This window comes from Gordonia zhaorongruii (assembly GCF_007559005.1).
In the GTDB taxonomy this organism is placed as follows: Bacteria; Actinomycetota; Actinomycetes; order Mycobacteriales; family Mycobacteriaceae; genus Gordonia; species Gordonia zhaorongruii.
In genome coordinates this window covers 2,221,841-2,242,991 of sequence record NZ_CP041763.1, presented here as the reverse complement: position 1 = coordinate 2,242,991, position 21,151 = coordinate 2,221,841, and the positions used below count along the sequence as shown (strand labels likewise).

Annotated in this window: 21 protein-coding genes; 9 read left to right on the top strand and 12 right to left on the bottom strand. The window is 68.6% G+C overall.

Annotated elements, in window-relative coordinates:
* Position 1: 1 nt before the first annotated feature.
* Positions 2–1,312 carry an outer membrane protein assembly factor BamB family protein gene (locus FO044_RS10395; protein ID WP_143965617.1) on the bottom strand — a complete coding sequence of 437 codons (1,311 nt, stop codon included), beginning with the start codon at positions 1,310–1,312 and terminating at the stop codon, positions 2–4.
* A gap of 117 nt (positions 1,313–1,429) precedes the next feature.
* On the opposite strand from FO044_RS10395, the gene FO044_RS10390 reads away from it, so the two are divergent.
* Entirely contained in the window at positions 1,430–2,182 is a 753-nt protein-coding gene (locus FO044_RS10390) for an acyltransferase (RefSeq protein ID WP_132991798.1), read from the top strand.
* A 216-nt stretch (positions 2,183–2,398) separates the two neighbouring features.
* Here the strand turns inward: FO044_RS10390 and FO044_RS10385 are convergent, their stop codons facing one another.
* From FO044_RS10385 to FO044_RS10350, 8 genes are all read right to left on the bottom strand, one after another.
* A complete protein-coding gene (locus tag FO044_RS10385) occupies positions 2,399–3,976 on the bottom strand; it encodes a peptidase S26 (protein WP_132991797.1) in 1,578 nt (525 codons plus the stop codon).
* Positions 3,973–4,533: a hypothetical protein gene (locus FO044_RS10380; protein ID WP_143965616.1), complete on the bottom strand. Its 561-nt coding sequence runs from the start codon at positions 4,531–4,533 to the stop codon at positions 3,973–3,975. Before FO044_RS10380 ends, FO044_RS10385 begins: the two co-directional genes overlap by 4 nt.
* Positions 4,530–5,195 (bottom strand): signal peptidase I, encoded by a 666-nt coding sequence (locus FO044_RS10375; protein WP_244945746.1) that lies wholly within the window; start codon positions 5,193–5,195, stop codon positions 4,530–4,532. Before FO044_RS10375 ends, FO044_RS10380 begins: the two co-directional genes overlap by 4 nt.
* A 56-nt stretch (positions 5,196–5,251) precedes the next feature.
* Positions 5,252–5,809 carry a hypothetical protein gene (locus FO044_RS10370; protein WP_143965614.1) on the bottom strand — a complete coding sequence of 186 codons (558 nt, stop codon included), beginning with the start codon at positions 5,807–5,809 and terminating at the stop codon, positions 5,252–5,254.
* Between the two features lie 26 nt (positions 5,810–5,835).
* Positions 5,836–6,351, bottom strand: coding sequence for an alternate-type signal peptide domain-containing protein (locus FO044_RS10365; RefSeq protein WP_143965613.1), 516 nt, complete (start codon positions 6,349–6,351; stop codon positions 5,836–5,838).
* 161 nt (positions 6,352–6,512) lie between these two features.
* Positions 6,513–7,757, bottom strand: coding sequence for a glycosyltransferase family 4 protein (locus FO044_RS10360; protein ID WP_143965612.1), 1,245 nt, complete (start codon positions 7,755–7,757; stop codon positions 6,513–6,515).
* The gene (locus FO044_RS10355; protein WP_143965611.1) at positions 7,754–9,316 is read right to left on the bottom strand and encodes a 1,4-alpha-glucan branching protein domain-containing protein; all 1,563 of its coding nucleotides are present in this window, start codon (positions 9,314–9,316) and stop codon (positions 7,754–7,756) included. The genes FO044_RS10360 and FO044_RS10355 overlap by 4 nt, the downstream gene beginning before the upstream one ends.
* Entirely contained in the window at positions 9,313–10,110 is a 798-nt protein-coding gene (locus tag FO044_RS10350) for a class I SAM-dependent methyltransferase (protein ID WP_132991790.1), read from the bottom strand. Before FO044_RS10350 ends, FO044_RS10355 begins: the two co-directional genes overlap by 4 nt.
* A 167-nt stretch (positions 10,111–10,277) precedes the next feature.
* Here FO044_RS10350 and FO044_RS10345 point away from each other — a divergent pair, with 167 nt between their 5' ends.
* The 7 genes from FO044_RS10345 (at position 10,278) to FO044_RS10315 (ending at position 17,529) form a co-directional block, all read left to right on the top strand.
* Positions 10,278–11,063: an electron transfer flavoprotein subunit beta/FixA family protein gene (locus FO044_RS10345; RefSeq protein ID WP_132991789.1), complete on the top strand. Its 786-nt coding sequence runs from the start codon at positions 10,278–10,280 to the stop codon at positions 11,061–11,063.
* 48 nt (positions 11,064–11,111) lie between these two features.
* Entirely contained in the window at positions 11,112–12,068 is a 957-nt protein-coding gene (locus FO044_RS10340) for an electron transfer flavoprotein subunit alpha/FixB family protein (RefSeq protein WP_132991788.1), read from the top strand.
* A gap of 278 nt (positions 12,069–12,346) precedes the next feature.
* Complete coding sequence (locus FO044_RS10335; RefSeq protein ID WP_132993292.1) at positions 12,347–13,153, top strand: GNAT family N-acetyltransferase; 807 nt, start codon at positions 12,347–12,349, stop codon at positions 13,151–13,153.
* A 10-nt stretch (positions 13,154–13,163) separates the two neighbouring features.
* Positions 13,164–14,135, top strand: coding sequence for a lysophospholipid acyltransferase family protein (locus FO044_RS10330; RefSeq protein ID WP_132991787.1), 972 nt, complete (start codon positions 13,164–13,166; stop codon positions 14,133–14,135).
* 63 nt (positions 14,136–14,198) lie between these two features.
* Positions 14,199–15,416 carry a cysteine desulfurase family protein gene (locus FO044_RS10325; RefSeq protein ID WP_132991786.1) on the top strand — a complete coding sequence of 406 codons (1,218 nt, stop codon included), beginning with the start codon at positions 14,199–14,201 and terminating at the stop codon, positions 15,414–15,416.
* Positions 15,416–16,510, top strand: coding sequence for a tRNA 2-thiouridine(34) synthase MnmA (mnmA, locus tag FO044_RS10320; protein WP_186290532.1), 1,095 nt, complete (start codon positions 15,416–15,418; stop codon positions 16,508–16,510). The genes FO044_RS10325 and mnmA overlap by 1 nt, the downstream gene beginning before the upstream one ends.
* The gene (locus FO044_RS10315; RefSeq protein ID WP_280525848.1) at positions 16,507–17,529 is read left to right on the top strand and encodes a uroporphyrinogen decarboxylase/cobalamine-independent methonine synthase family protein; all 1,023 of its coding nucleotides are present in this window, start codon (positions 16,507–16,509) and stop codon (positions 17,527–17,529) included. Before mnmA ends, FO044_RS10315 begins: the two co-directional genes overlap by 4 nt.
* Positions 17,530–17,545: 16 nt before the next feature.
* Here FO044_RS10315 and FO044_RS10310 read toward each other — a convergent pair whose 3' ends face one another.
* Entirely contained in the window at positions 17,546–17,941 is a 396-nt protein-coding gene (locus FO044_RS10310) for an MmcQ/YjbR family DNA-binding protein (protein WP_132991785.1), read from the bottom strand.
* A 44-nt stretch (positions 17,942–17,985) separates the two neighbouring features.
* Here FO044_RS10310 and ligA point away from each other — a divergent pair, with 44 nt between their 5' ends.
* Positions 17,986–20,049: an NAD-dependent DNA ligase LigA gene (gene ligA / locus FO044_RS10305; protein ID WP_143965610.1), complete on the top strand. Its 2,064-nt coding sequence runs from the start codon at positions 17,986–17,988 to the stop codon at positions 20,047–20,049.
* Between the two features lie 37 nt (positions 20,050–20,086).
* Here ligA and FO044_RS10300 read toward each other — a convergent pair whose 3' ends face one another.
* Together FO044_RS10300 and FO044_RS10295 are read right to left on the bottom strand one after the other, a co-directional pair.
* Positions 20,087–20,752 carry an ACT domain-containing protein gene (locus FO044_RS10300; protein ID WP_186290531.1) on the bottom strand — a complete coding sequence of 222 codons (666 nt, stop codon included), beginning with the start codon at positions 20,750–20,752 and terminating at the stop codon, positions 20,087–20,089.
* A 7-nt stretch (positions 20,753–20,759) separates the two neighbouring features.
* The gene (locus FO044_RS10295) at positions 20,760–21,143 is read right to left on the bottom strand and encodes a YbjQ family protein (RefSeq protein WP_132991783.1); all 384 of its coding nucleotides are present in this window, start codon (positions 21,141–21,143) and stop codon (positions 20,760–20,762) included.
* Between the last annotated feature and the right edge of the window lie 8 nt (positions 21,144–21,151).

The following is a 21,151-nucleotide window of genomic DNA, read 5'->3' as shown; positions in this document are numbered from 1 at the left end:
GTCAGGACTCGACGTTGAAGTAGTACGCGGAGCCACCGGTGGTGCCGACCGCCAGTTGGCCCGTCGCGGAGACCGCGACGCCGGTGCTGAATCCGGTCGCTCCAGGCATCGGGACGGAGGTCTTCGTCGAGCCGTCCGCTGCGTCGAACTCGGTGAGCGCGAGCTTGCGGCCTTCATCGCGGACCACGGCCCACACGGTTCCGGATGCGTTCAGGGCTCCGACTCCGGCCATCTGCACGTCGTCGCGGCGAGCGACCTCGTCGACCTTCGACCCGGTGTCGCGCAGGATGACCAGCGGCCCGCCGAGTTCGCCTGCGGGGACGATGATCCCGTCAGGCGACACGGTCAGGGTGGCGAATCCGTAACCCCCGAGGTCGTACGACCAGCGGACGGCACCGTCGTCGGCGTCGAGGGCGTACAGCTTCCCGTCGCGACCGAACGAGTACACGGTCTGTCCGTCGGCCGAGAGTGTGGGCGGGCCCATCACTCCGCCGCCGACATCGGCCGTCCACAAGCTCTTGACCTGCTCCTGACCGTTCTCCTCGACGATGTTCATGGCCTTCACCTGCGACGTCTTCGCTCCGCCGGGGAAGAAGTTGAGGAAGAATCGCTTTCTCTGCGAATCGACGGCGGGCGGAGCGGAGATCGCGCACTGCGCGCCGCCGCCAGCGCATTCGGAGACACCGGCCATCGGGTCGCCGAGGTCGGGATCCGGCCGGAGCCGGACCTCCGGTGCAGTCATGTCGCCGGTCTGCGCATTGAGCAGGAGGACCTGACCCTGCGTCGTGGTGACCAGGATGCGGCCGGGGGCGGCCGACTTGGCGGACAGCGGCAGACCGATCGTCGGCATCCGCCAGCGGATCGCGCCGCCGCCGGTGAGAGCGAAGAACATGCCTGCCTCGCCGATGTACGGCTGCGACAACTGGTCGTAGAACGGGGTGTTCAGCGAGGATCCCTCACCGAGTCTGGTGCAGGTGTTCTTCCGGCCGGCGCGGCTGTCGAGAACAGTGAAATTGCAGCCGTTCGCCGTACGCGAGGTTCCGGCGACGTCGCCGTTTCCGGTGATGGCCAGGGGTGAGAACTCACGGTCGCCGATCTCGCGGGACCAGGAGAGCGTCAGGTCCGAGGGCACCTGTGCGGGCGAGTAGTTGGAGTTCGCGCCGTCGCCGCCGAACGACGACCACCCGGCGGAGGGCGAGGCGCGAACGTCGATGTGTCCGTCCGAACATGCGGTACCGACGAGCGCGAGGACCGTTGCGACCACGGCGAAGGCCAGTCGTGAGCTGCGGCGGCTGCGGACTGCCCTGGTCATCGTGCTCCTGTCGTCGCCCCGGCGGCTATCGCGGGGGTAGATCCTCCGCGGACGACTCTATCGTGTCGCCTCCACCTGATTCCGCAGGCCGGGTGCGGTCTATTAGGGTTTGTCGTCATGACCACCATGTGGAACGCGTCGTACCGCTCTCGCTTGCGGGCGGGTGGGCGTCGCGACCCCGACCAGGCGCGCTTCCTCACGCTCGACTCGCTTCGCTGGATCAAGCGCAACCGTGCGTGGACGCCCTGGTACCTGGTGCGCTACTACCGGCTCGCCCGGTTTCGGATCGCCAACCCGCACATCGTGTTGCGGGGGATGGTGTTCCTCGGCAGAAACGTCGAGATCCATGCGACGCCCGAACTGGCTCGGATGGAGATCGGCCGCTGGGTGCACGTCGGCGACGGCAATTCGATCCGCTGTCACGAGGGCAGCCTGCGTATCGGCGACAAGACGGTGTTCGGGTGCAACAACGTCGTCAACGCCTACCTCGACATCGAGATCGGCGGTTCGACGCTCCTCGCGGACTGGTGCTACATCTGCGACTTCGACCACGTCACCGACCACATCGGCATCCCGATCAAGGACCAGGGCATCGTCAAGGGGCCAGTGCGGGTCGGCGCGGACACCTGGATCGCGGCCAAGGTCACCGTACTGCGCGACACGACCGTCGGACGCGGCTGCGTTCTTGGAGCGCATGCAGTGGTCAAGGGAGTGATCGACGACTACTCCATCGCCGTGGGCGCTCCCGCCCGAGTGGTGAAGAACCGCAAGGCAGCCTGGGAGGCGGGCGCGGCGCAACGCGCCGAGATCGAGCGCGCCCTCGCGGACATCGAGCGCAAGAAGGCCGAGTCCGACCACCTCGGTGATTGAGACCCGCCCCGCTGGTTGAGCCGGGTGGTTTCGACTCGCTTCGCTCGCTCAACCGTCGAGAGGGACGGGACGTCTCGACTCACTCGCTCCCGCTGACTGGCGCGGGAGGCGGGCCCCAACCCGCTGATTGAGCCGGGCGGCGCGGAGCGTCGACCGTGTCGAAATCACGGTGCGGTTGCACCGGGTCGGATACCGGGGTCGATGCTCGCAGCGTCCTCACTCAACCGGCGAGTCAGCGTCGGCCGTCGTCTCCTCGGTGGCCGGTGCGGGCTCTGCTTCCGATTCCGGCGTCGGTACCGGTCCGGGATCAGGCTCGTCATCGGCCGGCGGAAGCGTCACCTGCTCGGTCCACTCGCCGCCGACGAGCCGAATCGTCGTCACCGCGCCATCAGGACCGGTGACCTCGAGGTCGTCGGTTCCGGGCACCCAGCGAACCGTCGCCGACGGCGAGAAGCTGCCGCGGAACTCCACCTCGGTGGAGTCCGCATCGCGGATCGCCACCGTGTTGCCGTCCTGGTAGAAGGAGTGCTCCCCGGAGGTCGAGCGTGTTCCACCCGGCGGCAACTCGGGCTTCGGCGCAGGCTTCTCGCTACTGGGCGGCGCGGCCGAAGGGTCCTGCGATGCGTCTTTCTCGGGCGCATCCGGCGGCACGGAGCTCTTGGGCGCGGTGCTCTCATCCGACGGCGAGTTCTTGTCCGTCGTCGCACGCCCTGGCTTGGCTGCCGGGCCGGTCACGATTCCGCCCTCGCCGCCGGTGGCGCACCGCAAGGAGGGGACGAGTCCCAGCAGCCCCCTGCCGCGCAACACCACGTTCTGGGTGAGTGAGCCCGCCGAGGAGAAGTTGCCGACGTGATTGGTCAGCGTGAACTGCAGGGTCATCGACTGTCCGCCCAGCAGGTTGCCGAGGAGGGATCCCAGCCAGCCGAGCAGTCCCAAGCTGCCCGCGTTGACCACGATCGGGTCGCCTCCAGAAGCAGCGGTGTACGTGCTGGTCTGTGGATTGGCGCTGCCGCCGGACACCGTCAGATGGTAGGTGTACTTCGAGTGGCTGCCAGGGTTCGGCCAGGTCATGGTCACGGAGTCGCCGAGGCCGAGAACTCCGTTCACGTTGTCGCACCGAAGGGACGTCGGATTCGCCGGCCGTCCGGTGTTCACTGTGCCGGTCGCGGTCGCCGTTCCCTGCAGCGCCGCGTCCGCCCGGCCTGCGCCGTGCACGCCGGTCGCGCCAAGCGCCAGCACGGTTACCACCGCGGTCCCCGCCACGAGCCGATGACCGGTCCTCGAGCGCCGCCAACCCTGTTCGGGCGCGAAGGCGATCGCGAGCAGACCGAAGCCCGCCAACGCCTGGAGCGCCAGCGTGTACGGGTCGCTCAGCCACGAGGCGATGTAGCCGAGCAGTGGGAGCGTGCGGTACACGCGGTTCACCTCGGTGACCACGTACGGCGACGAGTCGGAGACCTCGTTCGCGTCGCCGCGCAGTGTCAGTGACACCGAGTTGCCGACGGGTGCGCCCGCGGCGACCACGCGATGGGTCACGCGAGCCCCGTCGTCGCGGACGACGCCGACTATGTCGCCCGGCTTCACCTCGGCGGCCGGAACGGTTCGCGAGATGCCCAGCGACCCGGTCGGCACGGCGGGTTCCATCGACCCGGTCTCGAAGATCACCGGTCGGAGGCCGAATACGAGAGCCACCGTCGTCAGCACGATGCACACGGTGCCGGCGACCGCGCCGATGGTCAGTGCGGTATCGGTCCACGAGCGGCGCGGCGGCGTCGATTCCACGCGGTGCGTCATGACGGCCCCGTCGCGTCGAAAGTGAACTGGATGGATCCGCTGCTCCCGGCCAGCGACCCGGCCGCAGTCTCCGGGAGGGTGATCTGGAGGCATAGGGCTTCGGCGCCCGTCTGTGCGCTCAGCGGTCCGCGACTGCCGGTGAAGGCCGCCTTGCCGCCGGTGATCGATCGGTTTGCCACCACCGGCGTCCCGCCCGAGCAGGTGCCTCCGTCGATCGTCCCGCCGGACCTCACGGTGAGTGTCACCGCCCTCCCCAGGGCGTGGGCACTGTGCACGGAACCCACGTAATCGAACGCGACCGTTCCGACGTTCTCCACATTGACCAGGGCTGCTGACGAGTCGCCTGGGAGAAGCGATGCCGGGAAGGGGAACGCGTAGTCCGTCGATCCGCTCGCGGTGATCTTGAGGCTCGCCGTCGTGAACTCGCCGGACTGCGTGGTCGACGACGTCGACCAATAGGCGGCGGTGCCGGCAGCTCCGGTTCCCAGAAGAACGCCGCAGGTGAGGAGAGCACGGACGCGACGTGAGATGTTTCCGGGCAGGCGCGGGCGGCTCATCGGCGCACCCCGTTCGGAGGCGCCGCCGGGAAGGCATCGGTCGGGGTGTCATCGGCCGCCGCAGGAACGTCGGCCTCGTCCTGCGATCCGTCCTCCTCGGAGTCGTCGTCCCGCCAGCCCGCATAGAACTGCCAGAGACCGTAGGCGAACAGCAGGCCCGCCAGGATGAAGATGATCGTGGTTCGACGAGCGCCGCTGAACCAGGTGTTCACGTATCCGAGGTAGGGGATCGAGTACCAGAGCGCGCCGCGCACCTGGACGGGACGGACCTCGTCGTCATCGGCGACACCGTTGGCGTCGCCCCGGGTGGTGAACCGCGGCTGCCCGTCCGGTCCGTCCTCGATCGCCGTGACGCGGTGGGTCACGACACCCGGCTGGCCGGACCGGATCTGATATGTGATCACGTCGCCGACGGTGATCTCGGAGGCGGGTTTCGGCTTGACGACGACGAGCGAGCCCGGCGGGTAATCCGGTCGCATGGATGACGTGAGGACCGAGTACGGACGGCCGCCCGCGATCTTCGGGACCAGGATCGTGAGGCACAGCACGGCGAACGCGGCGATCAGCAGCAGCCAGCTGACCGATTGCCACAGCACGTGCAGGGTTCGCTCGCCCGGCGTGCGCGTGTGCGCATCCGCTGCGGTGTCGGGGGAGCTAGGCAATGGAGAGCTGGGCAATGGAGTACTGGGCGATGGAGAGCTGGGCGGTTCGGTCACGGTCATCGCGTCTGGTCCGCTCGGAAATCGAACATGATCCGATAGACGGCCCGCTGGGTGCCGGTGACCGACTCGAGAACGGCACGGATGCACCAGTTCTCGGAGGCGCCGACAGCTAGGGGGCGGAACGCCGCGGTGACGGGCGACGACGGCGAGTGCGTGATGATCGGGGCGAAGGCGCCGGTGAGGTCGTCGGAACCGCTCGGACACGTGTCGGCGACCGCACCGGACAGATGAATGCCGACTGCGGATCCCTGCGTGCTGACGGCCGGTCCCGCGGTCACCACGCGGAATCTCAGCGGTGTGGTCCCGGTGTTCCGGATGTTCAGCACCGCCTGCCGAACGGTTCCCGGTGAGATGTTCGCTCCGTGGAGAGCCGAGAACTCGTACGTCGTGCCGCCGACGGTACCGGGCGCGAGCCCGATGCTGCCGGTGCCGATGTCACCGGCATCGGAGGACGACTCCTCAGCCCACAGGGCCCCGGTGGAGTTCATCGATCCGAGGATCAATGCGACCACCAGGGTCCCGAGGGCTGTCAGCAGCAGGTTGCGCCTGGTCACGGAATGGATCTATTCGCTCGCCGGTGTCACGGACGAACTTGATTGAGTGTGATCTTCATGTCGCCGACCGTGACCGCCTCGTTGGTGCTCTCCTGGTTGGGCGTGTTCATGTCGAAGGTGACGGTCACTGCGACGGGCAGGGTGTCGCCGTCACTGACGACGACGGGTGCGTTCACTGCGCCGGTGCCCACCTGCGTATCGGTGGTGATGTACGGAATGGGAGTTCCGGTGATCCCGGAGACGCCCAGTTCGGCCTTCATGTTCTTGCCGGTGGCGGTGACGGTGCAGTTGCCGGAGTACTTCCACACATCGCCGGGAACCATGAGGTCGGTGGCGGTGTTGATCGAGGCGCCGCCGTTCATCGTGGTCGAGATGTCGGTCCACGCGCCGCCGGTGCCGCAGTCGAGACCGAAGTCGCCGGTGGCGATGTTCCCGCCGACGACGTCGGCCTCATCGCTCCACAGCGCGTACGAGCCGGCCCCGCCGAGTAGCAGGATCGCGCCTGCGCCGACGGCCAGTGCGCCCTTGGTCTTACGGTTCATACGTCAGTCCTCCGAGTGATGAGATCGATCACTGGCCACCTGTTGTGGCGGTGATCTCAACACATAGGATCGCCAACGGACATCGGTCCGTTTCACTTACTCAGGACTCGGATGTCACCTGTTCAGAGGATTTTTCCGAAAAGTAAGTCGTTCGACTGACACTAAACGCCCGGATCGCGGTCCGGAAGCGGCCGCAGCGGGATCTCGCGCCGCCCGATCGCCCGGCGCGGGCGCCTGCGGGCGGCCGTGAAAACGGCGACTGTCCGCTCCGCGACGACGCGCCACGTGAACTCCTCGGTGAGCCGCTCGGCGGCCCGGTGCGATCGCGCCGATGCCTCGACGGGATCGGCGAGGGCCGCGCACACCGAGGTGGCGAGCGCCGCCGGATCGAAGGGGGCGAACGTCCATCCGGTCTGGCCGTCGGACACGGCCTCGCCGAGACCGCCCACGGTGGACGTCACCAGCGGGATACCGGTCGCCGCAGCTTCTAGCGCCACGATCCCGAACGGCTCGTAGCGGCTCGGCAGCACGATCGCGTCGCAGCGGTGCATCAGCGACACCAGGCCGTCGTGGTTCTTCCGGCCCGCGAACTCCACGGCCCCGGCAACGGAGTGAGTGCGCGTCAGTTCGTGGAGCCACGCGTGCTGGGTTCCCTCACCCGCGATGGTGAGCGTCGCACCGGGATACATGCGCTGCACTACGGGGAGTGCGGCGATCAGGTCCTGGACGCCCTTCTCGTACTCGAGCCGCCCGGCGAACAGCAGGTGCGGCGGACCGGTCCGCTCCCGGCGGCTCGCGAACTTCCACGCGCTGACGTCGATTCCGTTGTGGATCACGCTGACCGGCGGCAGGTGGGGACCGAAGAGCTCGGTCACCTCGTCCCGCATGGACGCGGAGCAGGTGATTAGTGCGTCCGCGTCGTTCGCCAGCCACGACTCCACCGAATGCACCTGGCGGTTCACGTGACCGGCGACCCACCCGCTGTGCCTGCCTGCCTCGGTTGCGTGCAGGGTGGCGACGAGCGGTGCGTCGAAGAACTCCGCGAGTGCCACCGCCGGGTGCGCGACGAGCCAGTCATGCGCATGCACCACGTCGGGGATCCAGTCACCGCCAAGGTGCCGCAGGCCCGCGCGAATGAAGGAATGTCCCATCGCGAGCGTCCACGCTATCATGTCGACACCGAAGTCGAACTCGGGCGGGTCCTCGGCGACGGCGACCACGCGCACCCCGTTGACCATCGTGTCGGTGGTCGGGTGCGTGGACGCATCGGTGCCGGATGGACGGCGGGTCAGCACTGTCACGTCCTCACCGAGTGCGGCGAGCGCTTCGGCGAGGTGATGGACGTGGCGGCCCAGGCCGCCGACCACGACGGGCGGGTACTCCCACGAGACGACCAGGATCTTCATCGGAGGTCACCGGCCTGCCGGTTCTCGTCCCGCCGGCTCTCGTCCCCGTGGGACTCGAGTCGTCGCGCGTCGAGCGCCCCGAACAGGTTGTCGGCATTGCGCCAACCGCGGGCCAGTCGCAGTGCCGTGCGATCGTGCCCGGCATCGGAGGCGCCGGCGATCTCGCGCGTCGCGTGGGCGTGCTTGTGGGCGCGGTCCTGTGCGTACCCGGCTGCGGTGTCCTTGGACACCATGAACGGCCAGTCGGACTGCACGGTCATCAGCGTCTCCCTCAGGATCTGATCGGCGATCTCGTCGCGTCCCAGCCGGCCGTCGCGGCGTTTGTCGAGGCTGTCGAGCGCCGTGGCGGTCACCTCCGAATTGAGCTGAACCAGATGCTGCACCTGCGGACCCTCCCAGACGCGCCAGTCCTTGCCCGAGCCCCACGACGAGTCCTGCAGATCGACGGGTTCACCGACGAATCCGTTCCGGCGTGCGGTGTCGAGGGTGCCGACGGTGACACCCGCCTCCGGGAGTCGGCGGAGCAGCCGTTCCAGCCAGATCGGCCCCTCGTGCCACCAGTGGCCGTACAGCTCGGTGTCGAAGGCGGCAACCACCAGGGCAGGCCTCCCGATGCGGTCGGATTCGGAGATCAGCCGTTCGCGGATGCACCCGATGAAGTCGTCGACATGAGCGTCGATCGCGGCGTCGACGCGAGCTGGGTCGTACGCCTTCTTCTCGTGTGCCGGAACCGTCTTGCCGGTCACCCGGACCGATTTGAAGCCGGTCTCGTGGTCGTAGGTGTGGAAGTCGCGGTAGTCGGCGTGGCCGGGGTAGCCCGATTTGGGTGACCACACGCGGTAGCTGACCGTCAGGTCTCGACCGAAGGCCACGACGCCGCTGTCGCCGACGGGACGTCCGAGGGCGGTGTCACCGTGGAGCGTGGGGCCGTCGACCATGAAGTGCCCGACGCCCGCCGCGCGGTACTCGGCTTCCATGCCGGGCGTGTAGGCGCACTCGGGAGCCCAGATACCGGTAGGACGTACACCCCAGCGGTGCTCGGCGTCGGCGAGTCCCTCGCGAAGCGACAGGCGGCGCAGCCGCTCGTCGAGCAACGGCGCGAACGGGTGGGCGAGCGGACCACCGAGGAGCTCGATCACGCCGGACGATGCGAGCGACCGGATCTGCGGACTGCCGCCGTGGCGCCAGTGCTTCTCGAAGTCGGCGAGGGCCGCTGCGGAGGCGCGGAACTCGCGGGTGCCCGAGTCGGCGCGTGTGCGGTCTCGGCTCATCGCGGCCTCGACCGCGCGCAACTGCCAGTCGGCGAGCCATGCGTGCATCGACGACGCGGTGTACGGGTCGTCGAGCTGGGCGGCCAGGACGGGGGTGATGCCCAGCGTCAGTTGGTCGGTGTAACCGTCCTGCGCGAGGCGCCGGAGGACCTCGTAGACCGGCAGATAGCAGTCGGCCCACGACTGGTAGAGCCATTCCTCGCCGACCGGCCAGCGCCCGTGGTTCGCCAGCCACGGGAGATGCGAGTGGAGGACGAGGGAGAACTGTCCGGGAACGCGGTCGGTCACGGTGCCGCCGATGGGCGCCGGACTGCGACGGCGAGCAGGTCGAGACTCGCGTCGATGTCGGTGCCGGCATCCGAGACACTCAGGATGTCGAAGTCCGCGACGCTCACCCCGGCCACGTCGGCGACCAGGTCGTCGGGCCACGGTTCGCCTGCGAGTGCGCGTTCGATCTGGGCGTCGATGATCGATCCGCCCCACTTCGCGTCCAGCTCGCGCAACCGCGCGCCGTGGAACACGCCGAGCATGTCCGTGACCTCGAAGCCGTCCTCGGTGAGGAGCCCGGTCAGCTCGGACGCCGACAGCTCACGCGTGTGGAACGGGTTGAGCGGGGTGTCGCGTCCGGGCGAGAAGGTGATGCGGTTGGGAGTGCTCATCAGCAGTTCGCCGTCGGTTCGCAGCACACGATGGCATTCCCGCACGAACTCGGACTGATCCCACAGGTGCTCGATCACCTGGAAGTTCACGACGGTGTCGATCGATGCGTCGTCGATGGGGAGGTCGATCAGGTTGCCGCGGTGGACCGTCAGTTCGGGGTAGCTGCGCCGGGTGTGCTCGACGGCCTGCGCGTCGTAGTCGACGCAGGTGACCGATGCGGCTTCGCGGGCGAGCATCGCGGCCCCGTAACCCTCGCCGGAACCGGCTTCCAGGACGGTGTTGCTCGCACAGCGGCGAAGAATGAACTCGTAGGCGACTTCGTGACGACGGAACCAGTAGTTCTCGGCGGGGATGCCCGGCACGGTGCGCTCGCCGGTGAGGGCGAGTTGATCGGCTGTCGGGCCCGCCTGCGGTTCGGTCATTTTCACGACCCTAGTGGACTGCGATCGTTCTACGTGCACCGCGGCCGTCGGGAATATGAGAGAGGCCACGTTCGACGTCGGTGGAACAGCCGCTAGAGTGAGAGATGACCCAGGGCCTTACCGGCCGGTAAGTTGCCGAACCCGATGCAGGAGGTCGACGAAGACCCATGACGAATATTGTCGTTCTGATCAAGCAGGTTCCCGATACCTGGTCCGAGCGCAAGCTCGCCGATGGTGACTACACGCTTGACCGTGAGGCAGCCGACGCTGTGCTCGACGAGATCAACGAGCGTGCAGTTGAGGAAGCACTGCAGATCAAGGAGCGCGAGGGCGGTGAGGTGACCATCCTGTGTGCCGGTCCCGATCGCGCCACCGATGCGATCCGCAAGGCATTGTCGATGGGCGCCGATAAGGCGATCCACATCAATGACGAACTCCTGCACGGCAGCGACGCCGTCCAGACCTCGTACGTTCTCGCGAGCGCTCTCGGCACCATCGAGGGCGTCGAGATGGTCATCGCCGGTAACGAGGCGACCGATGGTCGCGTCGGCGCGGTGCCCGCCATGATCGCCGAGTACCTCGAACTTCCGCATGTCACGCACCTGCGCAAGCTGGAGCTCGAGGGCGAGACCCTCCGCGGCGAGCGCGAGACCGACGAGGGCATCTTCCAGGTCGAGGCGTCGCTCCCCGCGATCGTGTCGGTGAACGAGAAGATCAACGAGCCGCGCTTCCCGTCCTTCAAGGGCATCATGGCCGCGAAGAAGAAGGAAGTCAGCGTTCTGTCGCTGGCCGACCTCGGCGTCGAAGAGGACACCGTGGGCCTGGCCAACGCGGGCAGCACCGTCACCGGTGTCACCCCGAAGCCCGCCAAGACCGCGGGCGAGCGCGTCACCGACGAGGGCGACGGCGGCGTCAAGGTCGCCGAGTACCTGGTCGGCCAGAAGATCATCTGATTCCCGCCCTGATTCCGGCGATAAGCAAAGACATTCAGGAGAAGAAACATGGCTGAAGTACTCGTGCTCGTTGAGCAGGATGCCGAAGGTGGGCTGAAGAAGGTCACCAGCGAACTCATCACCGCCGCCCGCGTTCTGGGCAGCCCGTCCGCCGTCGTCGTCGCGGGCTCCGGCTCCGCAGAGGGCGTCACCGCAGGCCTCACCGAGGCCGGTGCGGAGAAGATCTACGTCGCCGAGTCGGACGACGCGAAGAACTACCTCGTGAGCCCGAAGGTCGACGTCCTGTCGTCGGTCGCCGAGTCGGCGGGCGCCGCAGGCGTCCTCGTCGCGGCAACCGCCGAGGGCAAGGAGATCGCCGGCCGTCTGGCCGTGCGTCTCGGCTCGGGCCTGCTGACCGACGTCGTCGAGGTCAAGGAAGGCGGCGCGGGCGTTCACTCGATCTTCGGCGGCGCTTTCACCGTCGACGCGCAGGCAGGCGGCGACACCCCGGTCTTCTCGGTTCGTCCGGGTGGCGTCGAGGCCGCTCCGGCCGCCGGCGCGGGTGAGGTCGTCCAGGTCGAGGTTCCGGCCCAGGCCGAGAACGCCGTCAAGGTCACCGGCTTCGAGCCGAACGTCGGTGGCGACCGTCCGGAACTGACCGAGGCGTCGATCGTCGTCTCCGGTGGCCGTGGTGTCGGCAGCGCCGACAAGTTCTCGGTCATCGAGGATCTCGCCGACTCGCTCGGTGCAGCCGTCGGCGCATCGCGTGCCGCGGTCGACTCCGGTTACTACCCGGGCCAGTTCCAGGTGGGTCAAACCGGTAAGACCGTCTCGCCCCAGCTGTACGTCGCCCTCGGTATCTCGGGCGCCATCCAGCACCGCGCGGGCATGCAGACCTCGAAGACCATCGTGGCCATCAACAAGGATGAAGAGGCCCCGATCTTCGAGATCAGCGACTACGGCATCGTCGGTGACCTGTTCAACGTCGCCCCGCAGCTGACCGAAGAGGTCAACAAGCGCAAGTGACGTCTCGGGTGCTCGTTCACCTGAACTGACTGCCCGAAGAACCCCCGTCGCGGATTCCGCGACGGGGGTTCTCGCTGTTCAGCGACCCGCACGCGGACAGACGGCCGCCGACCATGCAACCGCAAGGTTTCGCGGACGCATCCACTCGGCGAACGCGTCGACGAGGTGTTCACGTCGTGTGGCGGAACACGACACGCACTGGTGTCCGCGGTGACCCGTTCCTCGCCTGTACTCGAGGCATGACCATCAGGGATTTCGGCAGTACGAGCAACTCCGTAATGACGATCGGGACCGCGTCCCGCCGCGTGCTCTTGTCGGGCGGCGATTACGAGGTGTCGATCACCGAGGATTCACGCGACATCGAGGCGGTCCAGCGTCTTCGCTTCGACGTCTTCAACAGTGAGGCCGGCTACTCCGACGCGATCGGCGATGCGACGACGGGACTGGATGCGGATCGCTTCGATGAGTTCTGCGAGCACCTCCTGGTTCGGCACCTGCCGACTGGCGTAGTCGTGGGCTGCGCCCGCGTCCTGCCGCCGCCCCGCGCCATCGCGGCGGGCGGCTGGTACTCGGCCGGCGAGTTCGACCTCGCCGAACTCGACCCGATCCGCGGCGAGACCGTCGAGATGGGACGTGCCGTCGTCGACCCCGAGCACCGCAGCGGCTCGGTGACGGCGATGCTCTGGGCAGCGCTGCTGAGCTACCTGGAGGAGAACGCCTACCGCTACATGATGGGCTGCGTCTCGGTCCCGCTCGACTCGCCGACGGGCCGCGGCCGCGAACTGCGCGGCATCCGCGACGTGGCCCGCGAGGAGTATCCCGGCGACTGGACGGTGTACCCGTACGAGCACGTGCACGTGAACGGGTTGCGCCTCGACGATCTGGAACCGCCGACGTCGGCACGGCTGCCCGCGCTGCTGCGCGGGTACATCCGGCTGGGTGCGCGAGTGTGCGGCGAGCCGGCCTTCGATGAGGTGTTCGACGTCGGCGACTTCCTCACCGTGCTCGACCGGCACCGTGGCGAGGCCAGGTACGTCGAACGGCTGCGCGGTGCGATGGTCCGCCTCGGGAACTCCGGAAAGTAGCGGAGCCGCGATGACGACGACCGATCAGACGCGGAATCAGAGCAAGCCGGTGCAGATCGCCGAGACGATCTCGCCGATCGCGGCGGCTGGGCCAGATCCCGTCGGTCCGGTCAACCAATGGGTCCCGACCAGCCCGTGCGGCCGGCACTGCGTACCCGCCACCACCGAGGTGTCGACCTTCCGCCGCATCGTCCGGACGTCCGCCGCCCTGATCGTGATGCTGACGGTCCTGGTGGTGGGACTGCTCGCGTTCCTGCTGCCGCGGCGGGCCCGGCACGGGTACTGGCGGGTCGGCGCCCGGATCGGCCTGCGGGTGATGGGCGTCCGGCTGGAGGTCACCGATCATCGGCCGCCGCATGCACGGCGCGTTCGGGGCGCCCTGGTCGTCGCCAACCATGTCTCGTTCCTCGACATCATCGCGATAGCGTCGGTCGCGCCGGCTCGGTTCGTGGCCAAGCGCGAGGTCCTCAGCATGGGATGCTTCGGGCCGGTCGCTCGGTTGTTCGGTGTGCTGCCCCACGTGCGGGGCGACCTGCGAGCCCTGACTCCGATGCTGGAGCGGGTCACCCGGATCCTGGACCGCGGGCGCGCGGTCGCCGTGTTCCCGGAGGGGACCACCTGGTGCGGTGCCGCATCCGGCCGGTTCCGGCCCGCGTTCTTCCAGTCCGCCGTCGACGCCGGTGTCCCGGTTCTGCCGATTCAGGTCAGCTACAGCGCGTCGGGACGTCCCACCACCCTGGCCGGCTTGATCGGAGAGGACACGATCGCGACCACGTTTCGCCGGATCATCGCCGCACCCGACCTGCGGATCAGTCTGACGGTGTTCGACCTGCAGCTCCCCACCCCGAACCGCCGCGAACTGGCAACGGGCGCACAGCGTCTCGTGCTGCCTGCCACCGACCTGTCCGATCGGGTCGAGATGGTCGCACTCCCACGGAGCGCAGCGAGCGGCACCGCCGTGCGGGACGCTCTCACGAACTGATCGGGCTCGCATGCGGACGGGCCGACGGAGCACTCGTCGCGGGCGACTATCCTGGTTGACGTCATGCCTGCGTCAACTCCCGTGTACCTCGACAACGCCGCCTCGACCGCGCTCATCCCAGCAGCGGCCGAGGCGATGGCCGTCGCCTGGTCACAGCCCGGTAATGCCTCTTCGCTGCACGGCTCCGGCCGGCGCGCGCGCCGCATCCTCGAAGAGTCCCGAGAATCCATCGCACGTGATCTCGGTGCCCGACCGTCGGAGGTCATAATGACCAGCGGGGGCACCGAGTCCGACAACCTCGCGGTGAAGGGGATCTACGCGGCGCGGCACCGCGAGGATCCGCGCAGACGGAAGGTGATCATCTCCGCCATCGAGCACCATGCGGTCCTCGATCCGGCCCAGTGGCTCGCGGACGAGGCGGACGCCGAACTCGTGGTGCTGCCCGTGGACGATCGCGGACAGGTACGCGTCGACGCACTACGGGACGTGCTCGAGGCCGACGCCGACACGGTCGCGCTGATCTCGGTGATGTGGGTCAACAACGAGGTCGGCAGTTGCCAGCCGGTCACCGACGTCGCGGCGCTGGGGGCGCAGCACGGGGTGCCGGTGCATTCGGACGCCATCTCGGCCGCCGGCCACGTGCCGGTCGACTTCGCGGCGAGTGGATTGGCGGCCATGAGCGTTGCCGGCCACAAGTTCGGTGGTCCGCAGGGCTCGGGTGCGCTGCTCCTGCGTCGCGACGTGAACTGCGTTCCCCTGCTGCACGGCGGGGGACACGAGCGCGATCTGCGCTCGGGAACCCAGGATGTGCCGGCGGCAGCCGGAATGGCGGCGGCGCTGCGCGCAGCCGTCGAGCACCTGGACGAGCACCGGTCGCACGTGACTCGCCTGCGTGACCGACTGGTGGACGTGGTGACCGCGGTCGGCGGGAGCCGGGTGAACGGCGCCCTCGGGGCGGGCGGCGACGCAGCCCCGGGAATCGCGCACGTCTCCTTCGACGGCTGCGAAGGCGATTCGCTGCTGATGCTGCTCGACGCCAAGGGCATCGAATGCTCCACCGGGTCGGCGTGCACGGCGGGAGTGGCCGCGGCGAGCCATGTCCTGCTGGCGATGGGTTTCGACACGGCGACGGCGCGGGGATCGCTGAGGTTCTCGCTCGCGCCGGACAACGACGACGACGATGTGAACGCCGTCGCCGAGGTGATCGGCGAAGTGGTGGAGCGCGCGCGTGCCGCGGGAGTCCTCTCCGGTGCGGGCGCCCGGACGGGAGGAGGACGCTGATGCGAGTGCTGGCAGCAATGAGCGGTGGAGTCGATTCGGCGGTCGCCGCCGCCCGGGCCGTGGAGGCCGGACACGACGTCGTCGGCGTCCATCTGGCGCTGTCGACCGCACCGGGTGCGCTGCGGACGGGGTCGCGCGGCTGCTGTTCGCGGGAGGACGCCGACGATGCGCGCCGTGCCGCCGACGTGCTGGGGATCCCGTTCTACGTGTGGGACTTCGCCGATCGGTTCAAGGAAGACGTGATCGACGAGTTCGTCGCGGCGTACGCCGCAGGCGAGACGCCCAACCCGTGCTTGTCGTGCAACGAGAAGATCAAGTTCTCGGCGCTCGCCGAGCGGGCCGAGGCACTCGGCTTCGACGCCCTCGCCACCGGCCATTATGCGCGGCTCGTCGACGGTGAGCTGCGCCGTGCGGTCGACGTGGACAAGGACCAGTCGTACGTGCTCGCCGTCCTCGACGACCGGCAGCTGTCGCGGGCCATGTTCCCGATCGGCGACACCCCGAAGCCGCAGATCCGCGAGGAGGCGGAGCGACGCGGCCTCGCGGTGGCGAACAAACCCGACTCGCACGACATCTGCTTCATCCCGTCCGGGGACACCCGGGCCTTCCTGGGTGCGCGGATCGGGGTACGACCGGGGGCCGTCGTCGACTCGTCGACCGGCGAGAAGCTCGCCGATCACGAGGGGGTGCACGGATTCACCATCGGCCAGCGCAAGGGGCTGGGCGTCGAGGCGCCCGCCGCTGACGGCGCGCCGCGCTACGTGACCGGAATCGACCCGGACAGCGGCACCGTGACGGTCGGCACCGCCTCCGATCTCGAAGTCCGGGGGATCACCGCGAACAAGGTCGTGTGGACGTCGGGCCAGGCGCCCGACGGGCCGGTGGACTGCGTGGTGCAGGTGCGCGCGCATGGCGGTCTCGCCCCTGCGGTGGCGACTCCGGTCGACGGCGCCGACGGGCCCGGTATCCGGATCGACCTCGGCGAACCGCTTCGGGGCGTCGCCCGTGGACAGGCGGCCGTGCTGTACGCGCCGGACGACGCGTACGGCGACCAGGTCGTCGGGTGCGGTCGGATCACCGCGTCGCAGACGTGAGCGGCGCGGCGACGTCGCTCGAGACCGGTGTCGGTACCGGCATCGGGTCCATGCCGGGTACCGATCCGGCCGAGGCAGTGCGGATCGCGGTCGGGGAGCTCGCCCTCCCGTTCCTGCCGGAGCTGCCCGGACGCGGGGTCGGCGCCGACATGATCGGCAGGACGGGATCGCTGCTGGTCGAACTGCCGATCGACATGGTGCATCGTGCGTACCGCCTGACCGATCACCCGAACACCACCACCCGTCGTACGCGGGACTGGCTGCGATGGGATCTCGACGCACTCGAGGCGCATTGGGAGCGAGCGGGTCTGATGGGTACCGGCACGGTGAAGGTGCAGGCCTGCGGACCGTTCACGGTCGGCGCCCGGGTCGAGCTGCGCGGCGGACGCAAGATCGTGACCGATCGCGGTGCGGTTCGCGACGTCGCCGCGTCGCTGACCGAAGGACTGCGGAACCACGTCGCTGAGATCGAACGCCGACTCGGAGCCCGCGTGGTGGTGCAGTTGGACGAGCCCGACGTCGGCCGGGTCATCGACGGCACCGTCGCGCCGCTCACCCGACTCGATCCGATACGGCCGATTCCGGCGCCCGATGTCGCCCAGACGCTGCAGGAGATCGCGGATGGGGTGGGCGTGCCCATGCTGCTGCACTCCTGCGATCGGCCGCGGTGGGACCTCACCGAGCAGTTGACACGCATCGCGCTGTCGCTGGACGTGACGAGGCTGCGGCCTGCGACCGATTACGACGCCCTCGGCGCGTTCCTCGACCACGGTGGAACGCTCGCAGCCGGCCTGATCCCGGCTCAGGAGCCTTCAACGCCCGTGCACGCCGAGGACCTGGCGCGCTCGCTCGTCGAGATCATCGATCGGATCGGGCTGCCGCGCACGGTACTGCGCGACAATCTGCTCGTGACTCCAACGTGCGGTCTCGCGTCGGCGTCCGCCGCATGGTCGGCGCGTGCGCTGGCTCTTGCGTCGCAGGTCGCGTCCGGACTGGCCGCCGATCCCGACTGGAGCTGATCTCCGGTCGGCGCGGCTACCGGGTGCGGGCGTCGAGTGCGGTGATCGCCCGCTGCGGAGCGATCTGCCGGAACGCCGCATCGAGCAGTTCGCCGACCTCGGCCCAATCGCAGTCCGGGGTCAGGTCCAGGGCCAGCCAGCCGTAGGCGCCGACGTAGGCCGGCACGTAGAACCGCTCGTCCTGGGCGAGTGCGTCCCGCTCCTCCGGGTCGGGCACGAACAGCAGTGCCTGATCGCGGCGGACCTTCGTGGCGCCCTTCTCGCTGCCCCCGTACATCGCGAACATCTTTCCGCAGCGGAACGTCGGCCTCCCGTGGGCGATCTTCTCGGTCGCCTCGGGGAACGCCAGCGCTCGCTCGCGCAACCGCGTCAGGATCGGGTCGGCGTCGTCGAACATGATCGGGTGCGGCATTCTGCCAGCGTAACCATGTCGGACGCCTGCGTTAACCTGAACCGGTGACAGACGAACAGGCCCGAGAAGCGGATCCGGATCAGGCTGCACGCGAGTGGGCGGAGCTGGCCGACGAGGTTCGCGGGCACCAGTTCCGCTACTACGTGCAGGATGCGCCGGTCATCAGCGACGGCGAGTTCGACACTCTTCTGCGCCGCTTGCAGACGCTCGAGGACGCGCACCCCGAGCTGGCAGTGGCCGACTCGCCGACCAAGCTGGTGGGCGGCGGGTTCTCCACCGAGTTCACCTCCGTCGATCACGTCGAACGAATGATGTCGCTGGACAACGTCTTCGACTCCGACGAGATGCGCGCGTGGGTGCTCCGCACCGAGGGCGAGACGGGTACGGGCACGGAGTTCCTCTGCGAACTGAAGATCGACGGCGTCGCGCTCGCGCTCGTGTACGAGAACGGCAAACTCATCCGGGGGGTCACTCGCGGCGACGGCCGCACCGGTGAGGACGTCACCCTCAACGCCCGCACGATCACCGATGTGCCGCACCAGCTCGACGACTCGGTCCGGCCGGCACCGAAACTGCTAGAGGTGCGCGGCGAGGTCTTCTTCCGCGTCGAGGACTTCCAGAACCTGAACGCGTCGCTGGTAGCGGACGGCAAGCCGCCGTTCGCGAATCCGCGCAACTCGGCTGCGGGTTCGCTACGGCAGAAGAATCCGCAGGTCACCTCGAAGCGCCATCTGCGGATGATCTGTCACGGCATCGGGGCGATCGACGGGTGGCGGCCGGAGTCACTGCATGACGCGTACCTCGCCCTCGGCGAGTGGGGGCTGCCGGTGTCGACGCATACCCGCACGGTGACCGGTGCCGACGACATCCTGTCGACCGTCGCGCATTGGGGTGAGAACCGGCATTCGGTGGAGCACGAGATCGACGGACTGGTCGTCAAAGTCGACGACGTGACGTTGCAGCGCCGCCTCGGGGCCACGTCGCGGGCCCCGCGATGGGCGATCGCGTACAAGTACCCGCCGGAAGAGGTGACCACCAAGCTGCTCGACATCATGGTGGGTGTGGGGCGCACGGGCCGGGTGACGCCGTGGGCGCTGATGGAACCGGTGACGGTGGCCGGTTCCACCGTGTCGCGCGCGACCCTGCACAACGGATCCGAGGTGCAGCGAAAGGGCGTGTTGATCGGCGACACGATCACCATTCGCAAGGCGGGCGACGTGATCCCCGAGGTGCTCGGACCGGTCGTCGACCTGCGGGACGGCACCGAGCGGGCATTCGTGATGCCGACCCACTGTCCGGAATGCGGCACTGCGCTCGCTCCTGCCCGTGAGGGGGACATCGACATCCGGTGCCCCAACCAGCGGACGTGCTCCGGACAGTTGCGCGAGCGGCTCTTCTACCTGGCGGGCCGTGGCGCATTCGACATCGAGGCGCTCGGCTACGAAGGCGCCCAGGCGCTGCTGTCCAGCGGCGTCCTGTCCGACGAAGGCGACCTGTTCGGGATCACCGCGGACGATCTGCTCACGACCGGACTGTTCACCACCAAGAGCGGCACGTTGTCCGCCAACGGGAAGCGCTTCCTGGACAACCTCGACAAGGCCAAGCAGGTGCCGCTGTGGCGGGTCATCGTGGCGCTGTCGATCCGGCATGTCGGACCGACGCCCGCCCGGGCGCTCGCCGTCCACTTCGGGTCGCTCGAGGCCATCGAGGGCGCGACCGTCGAGCAACTCGCCGACGTCGACGGGCTCGGGCCCACGCGTGCGGCCAGCGTGCACGACTGGTTCGCCGTCGACTGGCATCGCGACATCGTCGCCAAGTGGCGTGCCGCGGGGGTGTCCATGGCCGACGAGCGTGACGAATCGATCGATCGCACGCTGGAGGGGAAGACGATCGTGGTGACGGGGTCACTCGTCGACTTCACTCGCGACGGGGCCAAGGAGGCGATCATCGCCCGGGGCGGCAAGGCGTCCGGATCGGTGTCGAAGAAGACCGACTACGTGGTGATCGGCGACTCACCGGGGAGCAAGGCCGGGAAAGCCGAACAGCTCGGGGTGCCGATCCTCGAAGAGGATGCTTTCAAGACCCTGTTGGCGACCGGTGAGGCCTGATCGGAGCCGGTCCTGCCGAGTGCCGGTCTTCTGAGCGTCAGTCCTTCGGCACTGGGGTGATGACCGTGCCGATGATTCCCGTCAGGTAGCCCAGACGTGCGACCTCCGACGGACGGAACTCAGGGCCCCCGGTCCGGCCGAGCAGGAGGGCTTTGGCGTCACCGAGAGGTGCGGCGGCCAGAGTCGTGTCCATCTCGCGCCACACGTCGGGGACCCACGTCTCGTCCGGTCGGAAGCGGGTGGCGGCCCGCAACGGCAGCCACTGCGCCTCCGTGAGCTGAGTCTCGGGCGAACCCGGGCTGCCGAACAAGGTGAGCACGTCGGATGCGGGCTGGGCGACGACCACCGCCCAGGATGCGCGCAGGACGCGCGGCGCGTTGTCGACGAGGACCTGGAAGCGCTTCTTGGGCCGTGCTGTCGCGACCACATCGATGAGCTCGAGCTCCTGGTGAGTGTCGAGCACATCGGAGAAGGGCCGGAGTGATTCGACACGGACGTCCGGCACCCGCTCGGCGGCGGTGATGAGGGTGTCCGGGAGCGACGTGGTCGGCAGCTCGACGACGATGTCGTCGATCGCGAACCCGTCGCCGCGCTCGATCACCTCCAATGACCGGATGTCGGCACCGACGGTGCCGAGTTCGACGGCCAGCATGCCGAGGCTGCCGGGACGGTCGCTGAGTCGCAGGCGAAGCAGATAAGACAAGGCGGTGTTACTGCTGCTGGAACGGAGCCGGCTGCGCCTGCGCCCCGGCCTGCGACTGGGCCTGGCCGTCGAGCGCGCGCACGCCTGCCGCCGTGCCGTACGCGCACACCTCGACACCGCCGCCGCCCGCATACTCGGTGGTCTCGAAGCGGAAGGCGAGAACGGCGTTCGCGCCGCGGCTCTGCGCCTCCGCCGCCAGCCGGCTCAGCGCCTCCTGCCTGCACTCGTGAAGGAGTGTCGTGATGCCCCGAAGCTCTCCACCGGCGAGCGACTTGAGGCCTGCACCGATGTTCGACCCGAGATGGCGGGAGCGGACGGTGAGGCCGAAGCACTCGCCGAACACATGCTCCACGCGGTAACCGGGCAGTTCGTTCGTGGTCACGATGATCATGCCCTCAA